Origin of the sequence: Kitasatospora sp. NPDC048540 (assembly GCF_040651175.1) — a bacterium.
In the GTDB taxonomy this organism is placed as follows: Bacteria; Actinomycetota; Actinomycetes; order Streptomycetales; family Streptomycetaceae; genus Kitasatospora.
This window is the reverse complement of record NZ_JBEZIR010000015.1, coordinates 77,046-99,641: the sequence shown is the minus strand read 5'-3', so window position 1 is coordinate 99,641 and position 22,596 is coordinate 77,046. Positions and strand designations below refer to the sequence as shown.

20 protein-coding genes and 2 tRNA genes are annotated in these 22,596 nt (G+C 73.3%); 6 read left to right on the top strand and 16 right to left on the bottom strand.

The genetic code is table 11. The features are described 5' to 3' along the window. A partial coding sequence (locus AB0D08_RS09275; protein WP_359887247.1) for a phosphoenolpyruvate carboxylase occupies positions 1 to 2,353 on the top strand: 2,353 nt, incomplete at its 5' end. Between the two features lie 96 nt (positions 2,354 to 2,449). Here AB0D08_RS09275 and AB0D08_RS09270 read toward each other — a convergent pair. The 6 genes from AB0D08_RS09270 to AB0D08_RS09245 all read right to left on the bottom strand — a co-directional run bounded on the left by AB0D08_RS09270 (position 2,450) and on the right by AB0D08_RS09245 (position 7,386). Continuing rightward, positions 2,450 to 2,707 (bottom strand): hypothetical protein, encoded by a 258-nt coding sequence (locus tag AB0D08_RS09270; protein WP_033822764.1) that lies wholly within the window; start codon positions 2,705 to 2,707, stop codon positions 2,450 to 2,452. 183 nt (positions 2,708 to 2,890) lie between these two features. Further along, on the bottom strand, positions 2,891 to 3,478 hold the full coding sequence (gene pth, locus AB0D08_RS09265; RefSeq protein WP_033822763.1) for an aminoacyl-tRNA hydrolase: 588 nt from the start codon (positions 3,476 to 3,478) through the stop codon (positions 2,891 to 2,893). Between the two features lie 157 nt (positions 3,479 to 3,635). Then, a complete protein-coding gene (locus AB0D08_RS09260) occupies positions 3,636 to 4,241 on the bottom strand; it encodes a 50S ribosomal protein L25/general stress protein Ctc (RefSeq protein WP_033822762.1) in 606 nt (201 codons plus the stop codon). Positions 4,242 to 4,519: 278 nt separating this feature from the next. Continuing rightward, positions 4,520 to 5,497, bottom strand: a complete 978-nt coding sequence (locus tag AB0D08_RS09255; RefSeq protein WP_033822761.1) for a ribose-phosphate diphosphokinase — start codon at positions 5,495 to 5,497, stop codon at positions 4,520 to 4,522. Between the two features lie 203 nt (positions 5,498 to 5,700). Beyond that, positions 5,701 to 7,167, bottom strand: a complete 1,467-nt coding sequence (glmU, locus tag AB0D08_RS09250; RefSeq protein WP_359887242.1) for a bifunctional UDP-N-acetylglucosamine diphosphorylase/glucosamine-1-phosphate N-acetyltransferase GlmU — start codon at positions 7,165 to 7,167, stop codon at positions 5,701 to 5,703. 144 nt (positions 7,168 to 7,311) lie between these two features. Further along, positions 7,312 to 7,386: transfer RNA gene (locus AB0D08_RS09245), tRNA-Gln, on the bottom strand. 166 nt (positions 7,387 to 7,552) lie between these two features. Here AB0D08_RS09245 and AB0D08_RS09240 point away from each other — a divergent pair. The 3 genes from AB0D08_RS09240 to AB0D08_RS09230 are packed head-to-tail and all read left to right on the top strand — an operon-like array spanning position 7,553 to position 10,150. Continuing rightward, a complete protein-coding gene (locus AB0D08_RS09240) occupies positions 7,553 to 8,515 on the top strand; it encodes a fatty acid desaturase (RefSeq protein ID WP_359887240.1) in 963 nt (320 codons plus the stop codon). A 26-nt stretch (positions 8,516 to 8,541) separates the two neighbouring features. Beyond that, complete coding sequence (locus tag AB0D08_RS09235; protein ID WP_033822758.1) at positions 8,542 to 9,273, top strand: TetR/AcrR family transcriptional regulator; 732 nt, start codon at positions 8,542 to 8,544, stop codon at positions 9,271 to 9,273. Between the two features lie 25 nt (positions 9,274 to 9,298). Beyond that, positions 9,299 to 10,150 (top strand): DMT family transporter, encoded by an 852-nt coding sequence (locus tag AB0D08_RS09230; RefSeq protein ID WP_033822757.1) that lies wholly within the window; start codon positions 9,299 to 9,301, stop codon positions 10,148 to 10,150. Positions 10,151 to 10,175: 25 nt separating this feature from the next. On the opposite strand, the gene AB0D08_RS09225 is transcribed toward AB0D08_RS09230, so the two are convergent. After that, positions 10,176 to 10,955 carry a methyltransferase domain-containing protein gene (locus AB0D08_RS09225; protein ID WP_359887238.1) on the bottom strand — a complete coding sequence of 260 codons (780 nt, stop codon included), beginning with the start codon at positions 10,953 to 10,955 and terminating at the stop codon, positions 10,176 to 10,178. Between the two features lie 111 nt (positions 10,956 to 11,066). On the opposite strand from AB0D08_RS09225, the gene AB0D08_RS09220 reads away from it, so the two are divergent. Further along, positions 11,067 to 11,561, top strand: a complete 495-nt coding sequence (locus tag AB0D08_RS09220) for a MarR family transcriptional regulator (protein WP_033822755.1) — start codon at positions 11,067 to 11,069, stop codon at positions 11,559 to 11,561. Between the two features lie 48 nt (positions 11,562 to 11,609). Here AB0D08_RS09220 and AB0D08_RS09215 read toward each other — a convergent pair whose 3' ends face one another. From AB0D08_RS09215 to AB0D08_RS09180, 8 genes are all read right to left on the bottom strand, one after another. Continuing rightward, positions 11,610 to 13,112, bottom strand: a complete 1,503-nt coding sequence (locus tag AB0D08_RS09215; RefSeq protein WP_233289198.1) for a nucleoside-diphosphate sugar epimerase/dehydratase — start codon at positions 13,110 to 13,112, stop codon at positions 11,610 to 11,612. A gap of 99 nt (positions 13,113 to 13,211) precedes the next feature. After that, positions 13,212 to 14,174 carry a response regulator transcription factor gene (locus AB0D08_RS09210; RefSeq protein WP_359887235.1) on the bottom strand — a complete coding sequence of 321 codons (963 nt, stop codon included), beginning with the start codon at positions 14,172 to 14,174 and terminating at the stop codon, positions 13,212 to 13,214. A 399-nt stretch (positions 14,175 to 14,573) separates the two neighbouring features. Next, positions 14,574 to 15,704: a galactokinase gene (gene galK, locus AB0D08_RS09205; protein ID WP_359887234.1), complete on the bottom strand. Its 1,131-nt coding sequence runs from the start codon at positions 15,702 to 15,704 to the stop codon at positions 14,574 to 14,576. Next, positions 15,701 to 16,660, bottom strand: coding sequence for a UDP-glucose 4-epimerase GalE (gene galE / locus AB0D08_RS09200; RefSeq protein WP_033819916.1), 960 nt, complete (start codon positions 16,658 to 16,660; stop codon positions 15,701 to 15,703). The genes galK and galE overlap by 4 nt, the downstream gene beginning before the upstream one ends. Next, positions 16,657 to 17,772, bottom strand: coding sequence for a galactose-1-phosphate uridylyltransferase (galT, locus tag AB0D08_RS09195; protein ID WP_033819915.1), 1,116 nt, complete (start codon positions 17,770 to 17,772; stop codon positions 16,657 to 16,659). The genes galE and galT overlap by 4 nt, the downstream gene beginning before the upstream one ends. A 169-nt stretch (positions 17,773 to 17,941) precedes the next feature. After that, positions 17,942 to 18,649 (bottom strand): LuxR C-terminal-related transcriptional regulator, encoded by a 708-nt coding sequence (locus AB0D08_RS09190; RefSeq protein WP_033819914.1) that lies wholly within the window; start codon positions 18,647 to 18,649, stop codon positions 17,942 to 17,944. A gap of 217 nt (positions 18,650 to 18,866) precedes the next feature. Beyond that, positions 18,867 to 18,939 (bottom strand) — tRNA-Thr (locus AB0D08_RS09185). Positions 18,940 to 19,025: 86 nt separating this feature from the next. Next, positions 19,026 to 20,360 carry an MFS transporter gene (locus AB0D08_RS09180; protein WP_359887231.1) on the bottom strand — a complete coding sequence of 445 codons (1,335 nt, stop codon included), beginning with the start codon at positions 20,358 to 20,360 and terminating at the stop codon, positions 19,026 to 19,028. 147 nt (positions 20,361 to 20,507) lie between these two features. Here AB0D08_RS09180 and AB0D08_RS09175 point away from each other — a divergent pair, with 147 nt between their 5' ends. Further along, positions 20,508 to 20,705, top strand: coding sequence for a hypothetical protein (locus tag AB0D08_RS09175; protein ID WP_033819913.1), 198 nt, complete (start codon positions 20,508 to 20,510; stop codon positions 20,703 to 20,705). A gap of 51 nt (positions 20,706 to 20,756) precedes the next feature. Here AB0D08_RS09175 and AB0D08_RS09170 read toward each other — a convergent pair whose 3' ends face one another. Beyond that, entirely contained in the window at positions 20,757 to 22,550 is a 1,794-nt protein-coding gene (locus tag AB0D08_RS09170) for an ABC-F family ATP-binding cassette domain-containing protein (protein ID WP_033819912.1), read from the bottom strand. Positions 22,551 to 22,596: the final 46 nt, after the last annotated feature.

Below are 22,596 nucleotides of genomic sequence, written 5' to 3'. Positions count from 1 at the left end.
CCGCAGCGTGCTCAACAAGCTCCGCCGGGTCGGCGAGCTGCTGGAGCGGATCCACCGCGAGCACGTCGCCTCCGGCCTGTCCACCTCCGACCCGGTGCGGCACTCCTCCGCCAAGCGGCAGGCCGACCGCCGGCTCGCCGAGGTGATCGACCTGCTCTGGCAGACCGACGAGCTGCGGATCGCCCGCCCGGAGCCCACCGACGAGGCCCGCAACGCCGTCTACTACCTGGACGAGCTGTACCGCGAGGCCGTCCCCGAGGTGCTGGAGGAGCTGCACGAGGAGCTGGCCCGGGTCGGTCTGACGCTGCCCGAGGGCGTGCGCCCGCTGACCTTCGGCACCTGGATCGGCGGCGACCGGGACGGCAACCCGAACGTCACCCCGGCCGTCACCTGGGACGTGCTCAACCTCCAGCACGAGTACGGCATCAAGGACGCGCTGGCCGCCGTCGACGACCTGCGGGCCGCGCTGTCCACCTCGGTCCGCCTCGCCGGCGCCTCCGCCGAACTGCTGGAGTCGCTGGACGCCGACCTCGCGGTGCTGCCCGAGCTGAGCCCGCGCTACAAGCGGATGAACGCCGAGGAGCCGTACCGGCTGAAGGCCACCTGCGTGCGGCTCAAGCTGGAGAACACCCGCGAGCGCCTCGCCGCCGGCACCCCGCACGTCCCGGGCCGGGACTACGTCGGCACCCGCGAGCTGGTCACCGACCTCAAGCTGATCCAGGACTCGCTGCGCGGCCACCGCGGCCAGCTGATCGCGGACGGCCGGCTCGCCCGGGCGATCCGCACCATCGAGGCGTTCGGCCTCCAGCTGGCCACCATGGACGTGCGCGAGCACGCCGAGGCCCACCACCACGCGCTCGGCCAGCTCTTCGACCGGCTCGGCGAGGAGGCCTGGCGCTACACCGACATGCCGCGCGAGTACCGCCAGCGGCTGCTCTCCAAGGAGCTGCGCTCGCGCCGCCCGCTGGCGCCGACCCCGGCCCCGCTCGACGCGGCGGGCACCAAGACGCTCGGCGTCTTCAACACCATCCGCGAGGGCTTCGACCGCTTCGGCGACGAGATCGTCGAGAGCTACATCATCTCGATGTGCCAGGGCGCCGACGACGTCTTCGCCGCCGCCGTGCTGGCCCGCGAGGCCGGGCTGATCGACCTGCACGCGGGCATCGCCAAGATCGGCATCGTGCCGCTGCTGGAGACCACCGACGAGCTCCAGGAGGCCGACCGGATCCTGGACGAGATGCTCTCCGACCCGTCCTACCGCCTGCTGGTCTCGCTGCGCGGGGACATCCAGGAGGTCATGCTCGGCTACTCGGACTCCTCCAAGTTCGGCGGCATCACCACCTCCCAGTGGGAGATCCACCGGGCCCAGCGCCGGCTGCGCGACGTCGCCCACCGGTACGGCATCCGGCTGCGGCTGTTCCACGGCCGCGGCGGCACCGTCGGCCGCGGCGGCGGCCCCTCGCACGAGGCGATCCTGGCCCAGCCCTGGGGCACCCTGGAGGGCGAGATCAAGGTCACCGAGCAGGGCGAGGTGATCTCCGACAAGTACCTGCTGCCCTCGCTGGCCCGGGAGAACCTGGAACTCACCATCTCGGCCACGCTGGCCGCCTCCGCACTGCACACCGCACCGCGCCAGGCGCCCGAGGAGCTGGCCCGCTGGGACGCCGCGATGGACCAGGTCTCCGAGGCCGCGCACACCGCGTACCGGACCCTGGTCGAGCAGGAGGACCTGCCGAAGTACTTCTTCGCGGCCACCCCGGTCGACCAGCTGGCCTCGCTGCACCTGGGCTCGCGCCCGTCCCGCCGCCCCGACTCGGGCGCCGGCCTGGACGGTCTGCGGGCCATCCCGTGGGTGTTCGGCTGGACCCAGTCCCGGCAGATCGTGCCCGGCTGGTACGGCGTCGGCTCGGGTCTGGCCGCCGCCCGCGCGGCGGGCCTCGGCGACGTGCTGGACGAGATGCACGGCCAGTGGCACTTCTTCCAGAACTTCCTGTCCAACGTCGCCATGACGCTGGCCAAGACCGACCTGCGGATCGCCCGCCACTACGTCGAGCAGCTGGTCCCGGCCGAGCTGCACCACGTCTTCGACCAGATCGTGGCCGAGCACGAGCTGACCCTGCGCGAGGTGCTCCGGCTGACCGGCGAGAGCGAGCTGCTGGAGCACAACCCGGTGCTCAAGCAGACCTTCACCGTCCGGGACGCCTACCTCGACCCGATCTCCTACCTCCAGGTCGCGCTGCTGCGCCGGCAGCGCGAGATGGCCGAGCAGAACCGGGCGGACGACCCGCTGCGGGCCCGCGCCCTGCTGCTGACGGTCAACGGCATCGCGGCCGGCCTGCGCAACACCGGCTGACGCCGGACGGGCGGTGACGCAGGAAGGGACCGGCCCCGCGGGGCCGGTCCCTTCCGCATGCCGGGGCTTCGCGGTGCCGGGGCTTCGCGCGCCCGGTCAGAACGTCGTCGGCCGGCCGGCCCGGCGGCGGCGCAGCCAGGTCGCGGCCCCGCCGGCCGCCACCACCAGACCGCCGCCGACCGCGTACAGGCCGGCGGAGCCGCCGACCGAGCCGGTGGCGGGCGGGATCAGCTGGGCGGCCGCGGGTTCCGGGGCCGTCGAGGGGGCGTCGGTCGACTCGGCCGCGTGTGCGGACTGGCCGGCCAGTCCGCAGGCAGCCAGGCACAGTACCGCCCCGCCGGCAGCGCGCCCCACCCGGACACCCCGTGAGCGAACCACAGCCTTTACCCCCAGAATCGGCCTCTCAACCCCTTCGTACAGAGCTGACCGTATCGAAGGGCCGGGCGCCGCTGACCCGGTTTCAGCTTCCGTCCCCCAAAGCGTTGCACGACCGTTGTGTACCGTGCGTCGCTCGAGGCCAAGGAAACTGACTCGCCATCAGGAGTTGTACGTGCTCTGGGCGCGCTCCAGGCCCTCCGACAGCAGCGCCTCCACCGCGTCGGCCGCCCGGTCCACGAACCAGTCCAGGTCCTTGCGCTCGGTGGCGGAGAAGTCCTTGAGCACGAAGTCCGCGACCTCCATCCGGCCCGGCGGGCGGCCGATGCCGCAGCGCACCCGGTGGTAGTCGGGGCCGAGCGACTTGGTGAGCGACTTCAGCCCGTTGTGCCCGTTGTCGCCGCCGCCGGTCTTCAGCCGCAGGGCCGCGTAGTCCAGGTCCAGCTCGTCGTGGACGGCGACGATGCCGGCGGTGGGCACCTTGTAGAAGTCGCGCAGCGCGGTGGTCGGGCCGCCGGAGAGGTTCATGAAGGTCATCGGCTTGGCCAGGACGACCCGCTTCCCGGCCAGGCGGCCCTCGGCGACCTGGGCCCGGCTCTTGTGGGCCTTGAACCGGGCGCCGATCCGCTCGGCCAGCAGGTCGGCCACCATGAAGCCGATGTTGTGCCGGTTGCGGGCGTAGCCGTCGCCGGGGTTGCCCAGCCCGACCACCAGCCAGGGGCCCGTGTACTCGTCCGCCGCCGTGCTCATGCTGCCGCTCTCCGCTCGCTGTCGATCTGTTCGGCCCCCATTATCCGCGACCGCCGTGCGCCGGGGGCCCTCCCGCCCGGAGGCGGACACGCCGCTGCCCCGGCCGCCCCGCGAGGGGGCGGACCGGGGCAGCGGTCGGGTGCGTTCAGCGCGAGGCTCAGGCCTCGGTGCCGGCCTCGGCAGCCTCGGCCTCGGCGGCCTCGGCGTCGGCGTCGGCCTGCGAGGCCTGGGCGCCGATGACCTGCAGCACGACGGTGTCGGCCTCGACGGCCAGGGTGGCGCCCTTGGGGAGCTCGATGTCACCGGCGGTGATCGAGGCACCGGCCTCCAGGCCCTCGACCGAGACGGTCACGGACTCGGGCAGGTGGGTGGCCTCGGCCTCGATCGGCAGCGCGTTCAGCACGTGCTCGAGCAGGTTGCCGCCGGGGGCCAGCTCGCCCTCGGTCAGGACCGGGATCTCGACGGTGACCTTCTCGCCACGCTTGACCAGCAGCAGGTCGACGTGCTCGATGGTGCGCTTGATGGCCTCACGCTGGACGGCCTTCGGCAGCACGAACTCGTCCTTGCCCTCGATCGGCACGACCAGCAGCGCGTTGGGGGTCTTCAGCGCCATCATCAGGTCGTGGCTCGGCAGGTTCAGGTGGACCGGGGCGTGGCCGTGGCCGTAGACGACACCGGGGACGAAACCGGCACGACGGGCGCGACGGGCGGCACCCTTGCCGAACTCGGTGCGGGTCTCGGCGGCAAGGCGGATCTCGGACACGACTGCACTCCTCGTAAAAGCTGGCGACGGGTGCAGGCGACAACAGAAAACCGCCGGGCCACACCCTCAAGTACGTTCGGGGGGACGCTCGGCGGCGGATGACGGGAGGTCACGACCGGACTGCGGTCGGACCGGCGCGTCGATCACGGATGCGGCACCCGCACGGGCACACGGCATCCCTCGCCGAGCAGTCTCACGAGTCTAACCGCACTGCACGTCAACCATGAAATCGGCCCCCGGCGCGGGCTGCGCCGGGGGCCGGTCGACGGCACCGGAGGTCAGTGCACGCCCTCGAACAGGGAGGTGACCGAGCCGTCCTCGAAGACCTCGCGGATCGCCGCGGCGATCGACGGGGCGATGGAGAGGGTGGTGACCTTGTCCAGCTGGAGCTGGGCCGGGGTCGGCAGGGTGTTGGTGAAGACGAACTCGCTGACCCGCGAGTTCTTCAGGCGGTCCGCGGCCGGGCCGGAGAGCACGCCGTGGGTGGCGGCGACGATCACGTCGGCGGCGCCGTTCTCGAACAGCGCGTCGGCGGCGGCGCAGATGGTGCCGGCGGTGTCGATCATGTCGTCGACCAGGACGCAGACCCGGTCCTTGACGTCACCGACCACCTCGGCGGACAGGATGGTGTTGGCCTGGCTCATGTCGCGGCGCTTGTGGATGATCGCCAGCGGGGCGCCGAGCCGGTCCGACCACTGGTCGGCGACCTTCACCCGGCCGGCGTCCGGCGAGACGATGGTCAGCTTGGAGCGGTCGACCTTCTCGCCGAGGTAGTCGCAGAGCACCGGCAGCGCGAACAGGTGGTCCACCGGGCCGGAGAAGAAGCCCTGGATCTGCGCGGTGTGCAGGTCCACCGCCATGATCCGGTCGGCGCCGGCCTGGGCCAGCAGGTCGGCGATCAGCCGGGCCGAGATGGGCTCGCGGCCGAGGTGCTTCTTGTCCTGCCGGGCGTAGCCGTAGAACGGCAGGATCGCGGTGATGCTCCGGGCGGAGGCCCGCTTCAGAGCATCGATCATGATCAGCTGTTCCATGATCCACTGGTTGATGGGAGCCGTGTGGCTCTGCATCACAAAGCAGTCCGCGCCGCGCGCGGACTCCAGGAAGCGGACGTAGATCTCGCCGTTGGCGAAGTCCAGGGCCTTGGTCGGGACGAGTTCCGTCCCGAGTTCCGCTGCCACCTCCGCCGCCAGCTCAGGGTGGGCACGGCCGGAGAAGAGCTTGAGCTTCTTCTCACCCGACGTCGTGATCCCGCTCACTGCACCGTCTCCTCGCGTTGCTGCCGCACATGGACCCGCCCGGGCGCACCCGGGCAGGACCCGGGCGGGCAGGTGGGCGGGGGATTGGGAGTACGCCGAGGCGCGGACAGAAGCCCAGTGGCGCACGTATGTACTCCAGGTTACGCGCCCCGCCGGAAAGCGTCCGCCCCGGGACCACTCCGCAAGATCGGCACCCGCCCGGCCTAGGCCTGGCCCGCCTCACCCGTCCCGGGCGTCCCGGCGGCCTCGGCGGCCTGGGCGGAGGCCGTCCCGGGGCGCTTGCGGGCCACCCAGCCGGCGATGTTGCGCTGCTGCGCCCGGGCCACGCCGAGGGCGCCGGCCGGGACGTCGTTGGTCACCACGGAGCCGGCCGCGGTGTAAGCACCGTCACCCACCGTCACCGGGGCGATGAACATGTTGTCCGAGCCGGTGCGGCAGTGCGCCCCGATCACCGTGCGGTGCTTGTTCACCCCGTCGTAGTTGACCGTGACGGAGGCCGCGCCGATGTTGCTGCCCTCACCGATGGTGGCGTCGCCGATGTACGACAGGTGCGGCACCTTGGCGCCCTCACCGAGCTCGGAGTTCTTGATCTCGACGTAGGTGCCGGCCTTGGCCTTGCGGGCCAGCCTGCTGCCCGGGCGCAGGTACGCGTACGGGCCGACCGAGGCCAGCTCGCCGATCTCGGCGCCGACGGCCGTGGTGTTGCTCACGTGCGCCCCCGCGCCGACCAGGGTGTCGGTCAGCGTGGTGTTGGGGCCGACCTCGCAGCCCTCGCCGAGGTGGGTGGCGCCGTGCAGCTGGGTGCCGGGCAGCACCACGGCGTCCGGCTCGTAGCCGACCTGGACGTCGAACCAGGTGGAGGCGGGGTCGACCACGGTGACGCCGGCCCGCATCGCCCGCTCCAGCAGCCGGTCGTTCAGCATCCGGCGGGCCTCGGCCAGCTGGACCCGGTCGTTGATGCCGACGATGTCCCGGTAGTCGGCGGCGACCACGGCGCCGACCCGGTGGCCGGCGGTGCGCAGGATCGCCAGGGTGTCGGTGAGGTACTCCTCGCCCTGCACGTTGTCCGTGCCGAGCCGGCCGAGCGCCTCGGCGAGCAGCTTGGCGTCGAAGGCGAAGACGCCGGAGTTGATCTCGGCGATGGCGCGCTGCTCGTCGGTCGCGTCCTTGTGCTCGACGATCGCGGCCACCTGGCCGTCCGCCTCGCGCAGGATCCGGCCGTAGCCGGCGGCGTCCGGCACCACGGCGGTGAGCACGGTGACGCCGTTGCCCTGGGTGGTGTGCGCCTCGGCGAGGGCGGCCAGGGTGGCGCCGGTCAGCAGCGGGGCGTCGCCGGTGGTGACGATCACCGTGCCGTCCAGCTGCACGCCGTCGGCGGCCAGCGCCTCCAGCGCGGTGCGCACCGCGTGGCCGGTGCCGTTCTGCTCGGCCTGGACGGCGGTGCGCACGCCCGGGTACTCGTCCGCGAGGTGCTGCTGGACCAGCTCGCGCATGTGACCGACCACGACCACCAGCTGCCCGGGGGTCAGTTCCTGCGCGGCGCTGACCGCGTGCCCGACCAGGGTCCGGCCGCAGATCGGGTGCAGCACCTTGGGCAGTGCCTTGGACTTCATCCGAGTTCCGCCACCGGCGGCGAGCACGATCACGGCAGCGGTCTGGTTGGCACTCACGCTGGAGGCTCCTCGGTCGGTCACGGTGAGGGAGGGGAGGCAGCCGGACGTGGCCCGCACGGCCTCGTTCGGCAGCTCAGAGGATATCCGGGTGTCGGGGGACACCGGCCCGGGGTCGAAGCACCGCGGGGGAGGGCGAAGGGGCTCCCCGGGCAGGAATCGAACCTGCGAAGACCAGATTCAAAGTCTGGGCGCCCGTGCCAGCAGAGCAACCGGGGATGGCAAGCACACCCTACGGGTTTCACGCCCTCAGCTCCACCACTATGGCGGTTGTCCGCCACCCGTCCGGGGCGGCTGCGACACGTCTTCCCTTCGGCGGCGACAGAACCTACGATGCCGTAAGTTACGGCTACGTAGGTACCGGCTTCGCCCCCCAAGGACCGTCATGACCATTCAGGCCGACGAAGCGCGCCCGCAGGCTGCGGACCCCGCCGTCGTACCGCCGACCGCGACCATGAGCGGGGACCGGCAGGGCCTCGTCGAGCGCGTCACCATAGGGATCTTCATCGCCGTCCCGTTCCTCGCCGTGGTCGCCGCCGTGCCGGTCGCCTGGGGATGGGGGCTGGGCTGGCTGGATCTGACCATCGCCACGGCGATGTACTTCCTCACCTGCCACGGCATCACCATCGGCTACCACCGCTACTTCACCCACGGCTCGTTCAAGGCCAACCGGGCGCTGCGGATCGCCGTCGCCGTCGCGGGCAGCCTGGCCGTCGAGGGCCCGCTGGTGCGCTGGGTGGCGGACCACCGCAAGCACCACCGGTTCAGCGACAAGGAGGGCGACCCGCACTCGCCGTGGCGCTACGGCGAGAGCGTGCCCGCGCTGCTCAAGGGCCTGTGGTGGGCCCACATGGGATGGCTCTTCGACGAGGAGCAGACCCCGCAGCACAAGTACGCCCCCGACCTGGTCAACGACCCGGACATCCGGCGGATCTCGCGGCTGTTCTGGCTCTTCACGCTGGTCTCGATGCTGCTGCCGCCGCTGGTCGGCGGGCTGGCCACGATGAGCTGGCACGGCGCGCTGACCGCGTTCTTCTGGGGCACCCTGGTGCGGATCGCGGTGCTGCACCACGTCACCTGGTCGATCAACTCGATCTGCCACGCGATCGGCGCCCGCCCGTTCAAGTCCCGCGACCGGTCCGGCAACGTCTGGTGGCTGGCCGTGCTCTCCTGCGGCGAGTCCTGGCACAACCTGCACCACGCGGACCCGACCTCGGCCCGGCACGGCGTGCTGCGCGGGCAGATCGACTCCTCGGCCCGGCTGATCCGCTGGTTCGAGAAGGCGGGCTGGGCGAAGGACGTCCGCTGGCCCAGTACGGAGCGGATCGCCGCCCGCCGCACCGCATGAGGCGTGCGCTGAAGCATGATGTAGGGGTGAACGGGAGCAACGGAGACAGCGCGGCCGGCCATCGCACCTCGCGGACGCAGGACGGTGGCCCGGCACCCGCCCGCACCCGCTCCACCGCGCCGGCCCGCGGCGGCAAGAGCCGTGCACGGGTGCGGATGACCGGGAAGCAGCGGCGCGAGCAGCTGCTGGAGATCGGCCGCTCGGTCTTCGCCGAGCGGGGCTACGAGGGCACCTCGGTGGAGGAGATCGCCGAACGGGCCGGGGTGTCCAAGCCGGTGGTGTACGAGCACTTCGGCGGCAAGGAGGGGCTGTACGCGGTCGTGGTCGACCGTGAGATGCAGCTGCTGCTGGACATGGTCACCGGGGCGCTCACCGGCGGGCACTCGCGCGAACTGCTGGAGCAGGCCGCGTTCGCCCTGATGGACTACATCGACACCTCCACCGACGGTTTCAAGATCCTCGTCCGGGACTCCCCGGTGGCCCAGTCCACCGGCAGTTTCGCGTCGCTGATCAGCGACATCGCGGTCCAGGTGGAGGACATCCTGGGGCTGGAGTTCAAGTCCCGGGGCTTCGACCCCCGGCTCGCGCCGATGTACTCGCAGATGCTGGTCGGCATGGTGGCGCTCACCGGCCAGTGGTGGCTGGAGGTGCGCAAGCCGCAGAAGGCGGAGGTCGCCGCCCACCTGGTCAACCTCGCCTGGCACGGCCTGGAGGGCCTGGAGCGGCACCCCAAGCTGGTCGGCGACCGGAAGGGCTGAACGGCCCTGAGGAGATGGTGACCCTTTGCTGGTCTTCCTCCTGGCGATCGGCGCCGCCTGCTGCCTGGGGCTCGGATTCGTGCTCCAGCAGCACGCCGCCCAGCGCGCCCCGCGCGACGACCTGCTGCACTGGCGGCTGCTGCTCGACCTGGTGAAGATGCCGGACTGGCTGCTCGGGATCGCCTTCATGGTCGGCGGGCAGGTGCTCAGCGCCCTGGCGCTGGACCACGGCGAGGTCTCCCTGGTGGAGCCGCTGCTGGCGACCAGCCTGGTCTTCGCGATGCTGCTGGCCCGGGTGCTCACCGGCCAGTCGCTGGGCCGCTCCGGCTGGGGCGGCGTGGCGCTGATCGCCGCCGGGGTGACGACCTTCATCGCCGCGGGCCGCCCGCAGGGCGGTGAGCCGCCCGACAGCCAACTGCGCTACTGGCTGGTCTTCGGGATCGTCACGGGCCTGGCCCTGCTGCTGGTCGGGGTGGCCCGGCGGCTGCCGCTGCTGGAGGAGGCCACCCTGCTGGCACTGGCCGCCGGCCTGCTGTACGGGCTGCAGGACGCCCTCACCCGCTCGATCGCGCAGGACCTGGACACGGCCGGGGTGGGCGGGGTGCTGGTCACCTGGCAGCCGTACACGGTGCTGGCGATCGGGGTGTTCGGGCTGCTGCTGGTGCAGTCGGCCTTCGAGGCGGCGCCGCTGCGGATGTCGCTGCCCGCGCTGACCGCCGCGCAGCCGCTGACCGGGATCGCCTGCGCGGTGGGGTTCCTCGGCGACCAGGTCCGGGTCACCCCGGCGGCGCTGGCCGGGCAGGCGGCGGGTCTGGTGGCGATCGTGGTGGGCGTGGTGCTGCTCGGCCGGCACCCGGCGATGCCGGGCTCCTCCTGAGCGCGCCGCCGCCCGTACGGACGGCTCAGCGGCGCACGCCGACCGCGAAGATCCGGCGGAACGGGAAGACCGTGCCGCCCTCCCCCGCCGGGTAGGCCTCGCGCAGCAGCGCCGCGTACTCGGCCAGGAAGTCCGCCCGCTGCGCGGGGTCGGTGAGCAGGCCGAGGACCGGGCGCAGCGCGGTTCCCTTGGTCCACTCCAGCACCGGGTCCTGGCCCTGGAGCACGGTCAGGTAGGTGGTCTCCCAGACGTCGGCGGTGCAGCCGGCCGCGAGCAGCGCGCGCAGGTACGCGTCGGGCTCGGGGACACCGGCCCGGGTGCGGTCGGCGCCGAGAGCGGAGCGCCAGCGGGGGCTGCGGCGCAGTTCGGCGAGCAGGGTGTGGCTGGGGGCGTCGAAGTTGCCCGGTACCTGGAGGGCGATCACCCCGCCGGGCCGCAGCGCGCCGGCCCAGCGCGGCAGCAGGGCCAGGTGGTCGGGGATCCACTGCAGGGTGGCGTTGCTGGCGATCAGGTCGGGGGCGGCCGGCGAGGGGTCGTAGGCGGCCGCGTCGGCGAGCAGGTAGGCGGCGGTCGGCTCGCCCTCGGCGCGGGCGGCGGCGAGCATCTCGGCGGAGTTGTCGACGCCGGTGAGGTCGGCGTCGGGCCAGCGTTCGCGCAGCACGGCGGTGGAGTTGCCCGGGCCGCAGCCGATGTCCAGCACGGTGGGGGCGGCGGGGAGCACGGGCACCCGGCCGAGCAGCTCGTACAGCGGTCGGGTGCGCTGGTCGGCGTAGCGCAGGTACTGGTCCGGGTCCCAGGTGGTCATGGCGGCCTCGCAAAGTATCTCGACATCAAGATATCTACCCCAGGCTGCCTTTTGTTATCTCTTGATGTCAAGAGACTTCACATCGACACAACCACCGATACACTGATCGTCATGGAGGACGAGGTCGACCGGCTGGTCGCAGCATGGCGCCGAGAGCGCCCCGACCTCGACGTCGAACCGCTCGAGGTGCTCAGCCGTGTCAGCCGGCTCGCCCGCCACCTCGACCGGGCCCGGCGGATCGCGTTCGCCGAGCACGGCCTGGAGCCCTGGGAGTTCGACGTCCTGACGGCGCTGCGCCGGGCCGGCTCCCCGTACCAGCTCTCCCCCGGCCAGCTGCTCACCCAGACCCTGGTCACCTCCGGCACCATGACCAACCGGATCGACCGGCTGACCGGCAAGGGCCTGGTCAAGCGGCTGCCCGACCCGGACGACCGGCGCGGCGTGCTGGTCCGCCTCACCGACGACGGCCGCGACAAGGCCGACCAGGCGCTGGCCGGCCTGCTCGCCCACGAGCGCGAGATCCTCGCCCAGCTCAGCGCCGGGCGGCAGAGCGAGCTCGCCGACCTGCTCCGCCAGCTCACCGCCCCCTTCGACCAGGCCGGCTGAGACCCCCGGCCGGCCGGGAGCCCGCCGGACGCCCGGTCCGGGGCCCGGTCAGAAACCGTCCGGGTACGGCGCGCTCAACGCCGGCACCGGTGCGGCCTCCGGGGTCCGGTAGCCGGGCAGCAGCTCGGCCAGCAGGGCCCGGACCTGGAGGTCGGAGTTGTCGGCCGCCGCCTCGTACAGCCCGGTCAGGCCGCCGGCCAGGTCCTCCGGGACGGCGGAGTGCTCCGCCACCGTCGCGTAGATCCGGCTGTGCACGGTGGGCAGCCGCTCCTCGCGCTCGGAGAACAGCGCCTCGTTCAGCTTCTCCCCCGCCCGCAGACCGGTGTAGCGGATCTCCACCTCCTCCGCCTCCATCTGCACCTGGCGGGCGAAGTTGTGCACCAGGTCGACGATCCGCACCGGCTCGCCCATGTCGAGCACGAAGACCTCGCCGCCCTCGGCCATCCGGCCGGCCTCCAGGACCAGCCCGACCGCCTCCTCGATGGTCATGAAGAAGCGGGTGACGTCCGGGTGGGTGACGGTGACCGGCCCGCCGCTGCGGAACTGCTCGGCCAGCACGGACAGCAGCGACCCCCGCGAGCCGAGCACGTTGCCGAACCGGACGGCGGTGAAGACCCCGGTGCCCAGGTTGCGCGCGTCCCGGGCGTTGGCCTGCACGATCAGCTCGGCCAGCCGCTTGCTGGCACCCAGCACCGAGGTCGGGTCGGCGGCCTTGTCGGTGGAGATCAGCACGAACCGCTCCACCCCGGTGGCCAGCGCCGCCTCGACCAGGTTGTCGGTCCCGAGCACGTTGGACTTGACCGCCTCGGAGGGATGGCGCTCCAGCAGCGGCAGGTGCTTGTGGGCGGCCGCGTGGAACACCACCTCGGGCTTGAGGTCGCGGAAGATCTGCTGGATCCGCCGCCGGTCACGGATGTCCGCGATCACCAGCGACTCGTCGGTCAGCAGCGCCTCGCCCCAGATCTCCAGCTGCAGCCGGTGCAGGTTGGACTCGTCGTGGTCGAGCATGTACAGCGCGGCCGGCCCGAACGCGTTGACCTGCCGGCACAGTTCGCTGCCGATCGAGCCGCCGGCCCCGGTCACCAGGACCCGGCGGCCCTCGATCACCGCCCGGACGTCCGGCGAGACCACGTGCACCTCGGCCCGGCCGATCAGCTTGTTCACGTCCAGGCTGCGCAGGTCGGAGCCGACCACCTCGCGGCGCAGCGCGGCCAGGAACGACGGCAGGTAGCGGACCGCGACCCCGGCCGCCGCGGCGGCGGTGGCGAGCGCACGGACCATCCGGTGCGGCAGGCCCGGGATGGCGAGCACCACCACCTGCGCCCGGTGCTTCACCGCCAGCTCGGTCAGCTCGGCGAGGGTGCCGAGCACCGGCACCCCGTCGATCTCGGTGCCGGCCTTGGCCGGGTCGTCGTCCAGGACGCCGACCGGGGTCAGCCCGAACTCCGGGGTCCGGTCCAGGTCGCGGACCAGCGCGGAGCCGGCCGCACCGGCACCGATCACCAGGGTCCGCAGACCTGTCGAGCTGTCGACTTGCCGAGGAACACGCACGGTGAATGGATCCAGGCGTGCGGCATTGCTGTGCGGCGACATCTGTCCTCCGGTTTCCCTGACCTGACGGAGTCGGTATCTGGGCGTGGCGGGGGCTGGTCAGCCGGCGCCGGGGCCTGTGGTCGAGGCGACGGTGTGAGCGGGTGCGGACGGCAGCGGCGGCTCGGCCGGCGAGATCCCCGCCCGCCGGGCCACCGCGACGGCCGCGAGGGTGGAGTGCACCCCCAACTTGCCGAGCACGTTCTGCATATGGGTACGGACGGTGTGCGGGGAGAGGTACAGCCGCTCGGCGACCGCCTGCCGGCCGAGACCGGCCACCATGCAGCGCAGCACCTCCTCCTCCCGCGGGGTGAGCGCCGCGACCAGCCGCTCGCTCTCCGAGCGGTCGCGCCGGGCCGAGGTCAACTCCCGTACCACGCCGGTGAGCAGCGCGGGCGGCAGGTGCGTCTCGTCCCGCAGGACGCCGCGCACCACGGTCATCAGGGTGCCGAGCGAACTCTCCTTCGCCACCCAGCCGCTGGCGCCCGCGTGCAGCGCGCGGACGGCCCGGTGCGGGTCGTCCGCGGCGGCCAGCACCACGGCGCGCAGCTCCGGGTGGCTGCGGCAGACCCGCGCCACCAGGGAGATCCCGTCGCCGGCGCCCCGGGCCGGGGCGGCCGGGGTCGGCTCGCGGTGGAACTGCGGCACCGGGCGGACCGCGGCCGCCCCGGGACCTCCGGCGGCCTGCGCGGGGCCGCCCGCCGGGTGCGGGCGGGCGGTCGGCAGAAGGCTGGGACGCCGTGGCACCGGCACCGTGTAGGCGGGCCGGCGGAGCTCGGACGGCCCGTCCTCGGACGGGTTCTGACGCTGGGCAGGGGTGTGCGGGACGGGACCGAGATCGGCGTCGATCAGCACCACGTCGTACGCGCGGTGCTCGGTGACGGCTCGTTCGAGTGCCCGCTCGGCCGCCGCGGCGGTGCCGGCCGCGCCGACGTCCACGTCCGGCTCGCCCGCGAGCGCCGCGGCCAGCGCCTCGGCGAAGATCCGGTGGCTGTCCACCACCAGGACGCGAATACGCCCCATCGTCCTTCCCCCCTGCTCCGGCTCCGGCCCCCACCGGTACCGGGACTCAGCGTACGGGGGACGGGGACGGGCGGGTGGGGGTTTGGTGAAGTTTCGCCGTGCTCTGGGGATTTGGTCCGCGCAAGTGGCGGACGGGACTCCGCACCCGGGGCGGGTCGGGACAGGCCCGGCCGGGGCCGTTCGGACGCGAGCGGCGCGCCGCCGGATGACGGGGCGTTCGCCACCTCCCCGGCCACGCGATGCGGGAACGGTGTCCCTCGGATCCCTCCCGCACCCGGGCCGGGCCGGGAGGGTCGGGAAGGTCGGGAGGGTCGCGGTGCCGGGGAGCCGGGGTGAAGGCGTGCCGGGAGGCCGAAGCCCCCCGGGCGCTCCCGGGCGCTCCCGGGCCTGCCGGTGGGCTCAGGACAGGCGGCGGGCGCCGGCCGAGGGGACCGCCGGGAAGACCCGCGGCGTGGTGTGACCGGCCTCGGCGAAGGCGTCCAGCACGGCCGCGGCGACCTGCTCCAGCCGGGCCGCGGCGACCAGCGCCAGCACCGAGCCGCCGAAGCCGCCACCGGTCATCCGGGCGCCGAGCGCGCCCGCGGCGACGGCGGTGGCCACCGCCAGGTCGGTCTCGGGGCAGGAGACCCGGTAGTCGTCGCGCAGCGAGGCGTGCCCGGCGGTCAGGACCGGGCCGAGGCCGGCCAGGTCGCCCGCGTCCAGCAGGGCGACGGCCTGCTCGACCCGGGCGTTCTCGGTCACCACGTGCCTCACCAGCGGCCGCAGTTCGGCCGGCAGCTGGACCAGCGCGCCGTCCAGCGCGGCCGGCGGCAGGTCGCGCAGCGCGGGCAGGTCCAGCAGCGCGGCGGCCCGCTCGCAGCCGGCCCGCAGTCCGGCGTACGCGCCGTCGCCCAGGTCGTGCTTGACCCGGGTGTCGACCACCAGCAGCCGCAGCCCCGCCCCGGCCAGGTCGAGCGGCACCTGGCGCTGCGCGAGGTCCCGGGTGTCCAGGAACAGCGCGCCGCCCTCCGCGCAGCACATGGACGCCATCTGGTCCATCACCCCGCAGGGCACCCCGACGAAGTCGTTCTCCGCCCGCTGGGCGGTCAGCGCCAGCTCCGCCGGGGTCAGCCCGAGTCCGTACAGCTCGTTGCAGGCCGCGGCGAGCACGCACTCCAGCGCGGCCGAGGAGGACAGTCCGGCCCCGGTGGGGACGTCACTGTCGATGTGCACGTCCAGTCCGCCGACCGGGTGCCCGGCCTCCCGCAGCGCCCACACCACGCCCGCCGGGTAGCGGGCCCAGCCGGTGACGGCGGCCGGGTCCAGCTCGGCCGCCTTCAGCTCGGTGACCAGGCCGTCGCCCTGGGCGCTGTACAGCCGCAGCAGGCCGTCGTCGCGGCGCCGGACCGCGGCCACCGCGGAGTGCGGCAGGGCGACCGGCAGCACGAACCCGTCGTTGTAGTCGGTGTGCTCGCCGATCAGGTTGACCCGGCCCGGCGCCGCCCAGACCCCTTCCGGGGCGGCGCCGAAGACGGACTGGAAGTCGGTCATGCGCGGTTCTCCAGGGTGAAGTTCCAGGCGTCGCGGACGATGTCGTCCAGCTCCGGGCGGCGGGGGGTCCAGCCGAGCGCCTGGTGGGCGCGGGCGGCGGAGGCGACCAGCACGGCCGGGTCGCCGGGGCGGCGGCCGGCGACCTGGACCGGGATGTCCCGGCCGGTGACGCGCTTCACCGACTCGATCACCTCGCGGACCGAGAAGCCCGCGCCGTTGCCGAGGTTGCAGATCAGGTGCTCGCCGGCCTTGGCGGCGTCCAGCGCGAGCAGGTGCGCGTCGGCCAGGTCGGCGACGTGGATGTAGTCGCGGATGCAGGTGCCGTCGGGGGTCGGGTAGTCCTCGCCGTAGACCGCGATGTGCGGGCGCTGCCCGAGCGCGGCCTGGAAGACCAGCGGGATCAGGTGCGACTCCGGCTCGTGCCGCTCGCCGTACGCCCCGTACGCCCCGGCCACGTTGAAGTAGCGCAGCGACACGGCGGCCAGGCCGTGGGCGGCGCACTCGCTGGTGATCAGGTGGTCGACGGCCAGCTTGGTGGCGCCGTACGTGTTGGTCGGCGCGGTGCGGGCGGTCTCGGCGATCGGCACCGACTCCGGCTCGCCGTAGACGGCCGCGGTCGAGGAGAACACCAGCTTGCGCACGCCGGCCTTGCGCATCGCGGCCACCAGCTCCAGCGAGCCGGCCACGTTGTTGCGCCAGTACTTCTCCGGGTCCGCGACGGACTCGCCGACCTGCGAGGAGGCGGCGAAGTGCAGGACCGCGTCGAAGCTGTGGTCGAGCACGTCCGCCGCGTCCTGGATCCGGCCGCGGACGAACTCGGCGCCCTGCGGCACCCCGTCGAGGAAGCCGGTGGAGAGGTCGTCGAGCACCGTCACCTGGTGTCCGGCCTCCAGCAGGTGCGCGGCCACGACCCCGCCCACGTAACCGGCTCCACCCGTGACCAGGTACTTACTCATGATGCGACCTCCCGCAGGCGCTGCGCCGCCGCCTCGGGCGACACATCGTTGACGAACGCGTCCATGCCGGACTCGACGCCGGCGAGGAACTTGAGCTTGCCCACCGTACGCCGGATCGTGAACAGCTCCAGGTGCAGCGCGAGCTCCTCACCACGGAGTCCGGGCGCCTGGTGCCACGCCGCGATGTACGGCGTCGGTGCAGCGCGCCCATTCTCCCCTGCCGCCCGGGCGGGTTCGGTGAACAGCCGGTCGAACCTGCGCAGCAGTTCCAGGTACACGCCGGGGAACTCGGCCCGTTCGGCCTCGTCCAGCGCGGTCAGGTCGGGCACCCGGCGGTTCGGGTACAGGTGCACCTCGTACGGCCAGCGGGCGGCGAACGGGACGAACGCCGTCCAGTGCCGGCCTGCCAGGACCACCCGGACGGGGTCGGCGCGTTCGGCCGCGAGCAGGTCCTCGAAGAGGTTGCCGCCGGTGGCGGCGCGGTGCCGGGCGGCGGCGGCGATCATGCGCTCGGTCCGGGGGGTGGTGAACGGGAAGCCGTAGATCTGGCCGTGCGGGTGAGCCAGGGTCACCCCGATCTCGGCGCCGCGGTTCTCGAAGCAGTAGACCTGCCGGATGCCGGGGGTGCGGGACAGTTCGGCGGTCCGGTCGGTCCACACGTCCAGCACCAGGCGTGCCTTGGCGGGCGACAGGTCGGCGAACGAGGCGTCGTGGTCGGCGGTGAAGCAGACCACCTCGCAGCGGCCCTCGCCGGGGCCGCCGGCGAACAGCGGCCCGGCGCGCTCGGGCACGTGGGCCGCGCTGTCCGCGGCCAGTGCGGGGAAGCGGTTCTCGAAGACCACCACGTCGTAGTCGGAGCCGGGGATCTCACCGGGGCGGCCCGGCCGGGACGGGCACAGCGGGCACCGGTCGGCGGGCGGGTGGTAGGTGCGGGCCTGCCGGTGGGCGGCGACGGTGACCCAGTCGCCGGTGGCCGGGTCGCGCCGGATCTCGGACAGGCTGGCCGGGGCCTCGAGCGGACGCTGGTCCACGGCGCCGCGCAGGGCGTCCGGATCCTCGTCGTAGTAGATGAGTTCGCGGCCGTCCGCGAGTTTGGTCGTGGTCTTCTTCACGGCCTCCGCCTTCCAGGAAAGCTAGCCCGAACATTTTCAAACACAAACACTCACCAGTCAACAGTTTGTCTCATGGCGAGGCATGCCGGGCGAGACATGCCGAAGGGCGGGGGCGAGCCGGACCACCACGGCCGTCGCCACCGCCCTCACACGGTTCCCCCCGGTGCGGCTACCCGCCGCGCAGGCGCTCCAGCAGCCCCGACCGGGCCGCGACCGCGGCCGCCTCCAGCCGGGTCCGCGCACCCAGCTTCATCAGCACCCGCTGGACATGGGTGCGCGCCGTACTGGAGGCGATCCCCATCCCGGCCGCGATGGCGGCGGTGTCCTGCCCCTCCGCGATCCGCGCCAGCACCTGGGTCTCCCGCCGGGTCAGCTGGCGCAGCAGCCGCAGCGCCTCGTCGTCCGGCTCCGCGGCCGGCCACAGCAGCTGCTCGAACGCGCTCCGCAGCACCTCGACGGCGACCGCCGCCTCACCGGCCCGCACCCGGGCGATGGCCCGCTCCACGACCTCGATCCGCTCGTCCCCGCGGACGTAGCCGGCCGCACCGGCCGCGAACGCGGCCGCCACCCGCGCCGGTTCACCGACCGGGCCGAGCACCACCACGCAGATCTCCGGGCGCTCCCGCCGCAGCCGCCGCAGCGGCTCGAAGGCGTCCCGCCGCGGCCCGGGCACCGCGGCCCCGCCCGCCGGGCCCGCCGCGCTCCCCGCGGTCAGCCCCAGCAGGCACACCTCGGGGCGGCACCCGGCAACCAGCTCACCGACCGAGGACGCCGGGGCGCCGACCGCCAGCACCCGGTGGCCGCGCTGGTGCAGCGCCGTCGCCAACGCCTCGGCGAGCAGCCGGTGATCGTCCGCCACCACGAGCCGAACGCCCATGGGCGCCCTCCCAGTCCCCGTCCACCGGCGCGCGACCGGCCCACGTCTCCCGCACCCGTACCGCGGACCGCAGAGCAGGCCACCGTTGACGCACCATCACAGCGCATCCGGCGCCCGCACCGCTAGGCCGCGTCAGCGTCACGTACCGCGGGACCACCCGAACCGGGGAACGCCGAAGGCCCCCGCCTTGCGGCGAGGGCCTTCGTACTCCTTGCGGAGCCCCCATGCGGAATCGAACCGCAGACCTTCTCCTTACCATGGAGACGCTCTACCGACTGAGCTATAGGGGCCGGTGCAACGAGGAAGACATTACAGGGTCCGCGGCCCAAACGTGAAATCGGTTCCGCACCCGCCGCCCGCCGCCCGGCCGGCCCGCTCAGCCCCGCGCCGGCGGTGCCGCCACCGGGCTCCCGAGCAGCCGGTGCCCCCGGGTCTCCGGCAGTGCGAGCAGGCACAGCAGCGACACCGCACCGAGCCCGGCGAGGTACCGGCCGACCGGCTCCGCGCTGCCGTACACCGCGGTCAGCCTGGTCGCCACCAGCGGCGCCGTGGCGCCGCCGAGCACCCCGCCCAGGTTGTACGTCAGCCCGGCGCCGGTGTACCTGATCCGGGTCGGGAACAGCTCGGGCAGGTACGCCGCGAGCGGGCCCAGCAGTGCGCCGAGCACCGCCATCGACCCGACCAGCGCCAGCGTCACCGGCCCCGTCCGGCCGGTCTCCAGCAGCGGGAACAGCGCCGGCGACCAGAGCGAGCCGAGCACCGTCGCCACCACGAGCAGCCGCCGCCGGCCGTACCGGTCCCCGGCGCACGCCGTCCACCAGGCCGTGGCGGCCATCACCACCGCGCCCGCCATCAGCAGTGCCAGCACCAGGGTCCGGGCCAGCCCCAAGGCGCCGGTGGCGTACGCCAGCGCGTAGGTGGTGGTGAGGTAGAAGAGCCCGTAGCCGAGCATGATCGCCCCCGCCCCGAGCAGCACCACCCGGCCGTGCCCCCGCACCACCTCGGCCACCGGCACCCGCGAACGGCCGTGCTGCGCACGGAAGACCGGCGTCTCGCCGATCCGCAGCCGGACGAACAGCCCGACCAGCACCAGCAGCACCGAGGCCAGGAACGGCAGCCGCCAGCCCCACGCCAGGAACGCCGGCTCGGGCAGCCACCAGGCGAGCAGCAGGAACGCCCCGGTGGCCAGGAAGAAGCCGATGCACGGCCCGAGTTGCAGGAAGCCGCCGTACCGTCCCCGGCGGCCGGCCGGCGCGTACTCGGCCAGCAGCAGCGCCGCACCGCCCCACTCACCGCCCAGCCCGACGCCCTGGCACAGCCGCAGCACGGTGAGCAGCACCGGCGCCCAGATGCCCCAACTCCGGTACCCGGGCAGCAGACCGACCGCCGCCGTCGACAGGCCCATCAGCAGCAGCGAGGCCACCAGCGTGGCCTTGCGGCCCGCGCGGTCCCCGAAGTGGCCGAACAGCACCGCGCCGAGCGGGCGGGCCAGGAACGCGGCCGCGTACACCGAGAAGGCGGCCAGCAGCGCCCCGGTCGGCCCGAGTCCGGGGAAGAACACCCGGCCGAAGACCAGCGCGGCGGCGCTGCCGTAGATGAAGAAGTCGTAGAACTCGATCGCGGTGCCCGTCAGCGCGGCCGCGGCCACCCGGCGCAGCCCGCCGGACCCGGCCGCCGGGGCGGGCTCGGGCGCGGTGTCGATGGTCGTCATGACACCCACCCTGCTCGGCCGCTGACCTGCGCGGACAGCGGCCACCGGGGTGATTCGGGAGCGTACCTCCCGCCGCCCGCCGGGGGTGGTGCGCACCGCCCCGGACGGCGGTATGGTGTGCGCTCCCGGAGCAGAAGGGGAGCGGACATGGGCGAGCTGTTCGACGACAACGGCGTGGTCCACCGCCTGATCGCGGTCACCGGCCTCGGGGTGAGCCTGCTGCTGCTCGACCTCGGCCTGGCGCAGTACCGTCAGGGCGGCTCGATGGCCTGGGCGGTGATAGCCGGCGTCCTGGTCCTGGCCACCGGCTACGAGACGGTCCGCCGCTTCCGCCGCGACCGCTGACCACGGCCGGGGCTCTGCCGGCCGGCCGGGACCGGGACGCCGGACGGGGCGTCAGACCTCCTCGGCCAGCTCCAGCCAGGCGAGTTCCAGCTCCTCCTTCTCCTCCTTGACCTTGCGCAGCTGGGCGTCCAGCTCCGCGACCTTGGAGAAGTCGGCGGCGTGCTCGGCGAGCTGGGAGTGCAGCTTGGACTCCTGCTGGTCCAGCTTGGCGATCTGCCGCTCCAGCTTCTGCATCTCCTTCTTCTGCGCCCGGGTGTCACCGGCGGGCTTCGCCGCGGCGGCCGGGGCGAGCGCGGGCGCCGCCTGCTCGGCCATCCGGGCCCGCCGCTCCAGGTACTCGTCGACGCCGTTCGGCAGCATCCGCAGCTTCTTGTCGCCGAGCAGCGCGTGCACGGTGTCGGTGGTGCGCTCGATGAAGAACCGGTCGTGGCTGATCACCACCATCGAACCGGGCCAGCCGTCGAGCAGGTCCTCCAGCTGGTTGAGGGTCTCGATGTCGAGGTCGTTGGTGGGCTCGTCGAGGAACAGCACGTTCGGCTCGTCCATCAGCAGCCGCAGCAGCTGGAGGCGGCGGCGCTCACCGCCGGACAGGTCGCCGACCGGCGTCCACTGCTTGTCCTTGCCGAAGCCGAACTGCTCGCACAGCTGACCGGCACTCATCTCCCGGCCCTTGCCCAGGTCCACCCGGCCGCGGACCTGCTCGACGGCCTGCAGCACCCGGGTCGCCGGGTCCAGTTCGGCGATCTCCTGCGAGAGGTACGCCAGCCGGACGGTCTTGCCGACCTTGATCACACCGGACGCGGGCTGCACGTCGCCGTCGGTGGCGTACGCCGCCTGCATGGCCCGCAGCAGCGAGGTCTTGCCGGCGCCGTTGACGCCGAGCAGGCCGATCCGGTCACCGGGGCCGAGGTTGAAGGTGAGGTTCTCCAGCAGCAGCTTCGGGCCCGCCTTGACGGTGACGTCCTCCAGCTCGAAGACGGTGCGGCCCAGGCGCGCGTTGGCGAACTTCATCAGCTCGCTCTTGTCGCGCGGCTCCGGGACGTCCGCGATCAGCGCGTTGGCGGCCTCGATCCGGTACCGCGGCTTGGAGGTACGGGCGGGGGCACCGCGGCGCAGCCAGGCCAGCTCCTTGCGGGCCAGGTTCTGCCGCTTCTGCTCCTCGGTGGCCTCGATCCGGGAGCGCTCGGCCCGGGCGAAGACGTAGTCGGAGTAGCCGCCCTCGTACTCGTGCACCTCGCCGCGCTGGACGTCCCACATCCGGGTGCAGACCTGGTCCAGGAACCACCGGTCGTGGGTCACGCAGACCAGCGCGGAGCGGCGGAGCTGCAGGTGCCGGGCGAGCCAGGCGATGCCCTCGACGTCGAGGTGGTTGGTGGGCTCGTCCAGCACCACCAGGTCGTGCTCGCCGAGCAGCAGCTTGGCCAGCGCGATCCGGCGGCGCTCGCCACCGGACAGCGGGGCGATCACGGTGTCCAGGCCGAGCTCGAAGCCGGGCAGGTCCAGGCCGCCGAACAGCCCCTGGACGATGTCGCGGATCCGGGCGTCACCGAGCCACTCGTGGTCGGCCCGGCCGGCGATCACCTCCTGCCGGATGGTGGCCTTCGGGTCCAGCGAGTCGTGCTGGGTGAGCACCGCCATCTGCAGCCCGCCGGAGTGCGTGATCCGCCCGCCGTCCGGCTCCTCCAGCTTGGCCAGCATCCGGATCAGCGTGGTCTTCCCGTCGCCGTTGCGCCCGACGACACCGATCCGGTCGCCCTCGCTGACGCCCAGGCTGACCCCGTCCAGCAGGGCGCGGGTGCCGTAGACCTTGGTGACGGACTCGATGGTGGCGAGGTTGACGGCCACTGCTGCTGCGCTCCTGGGATCGACTGCACGCGGGGAGTGCCCCGAC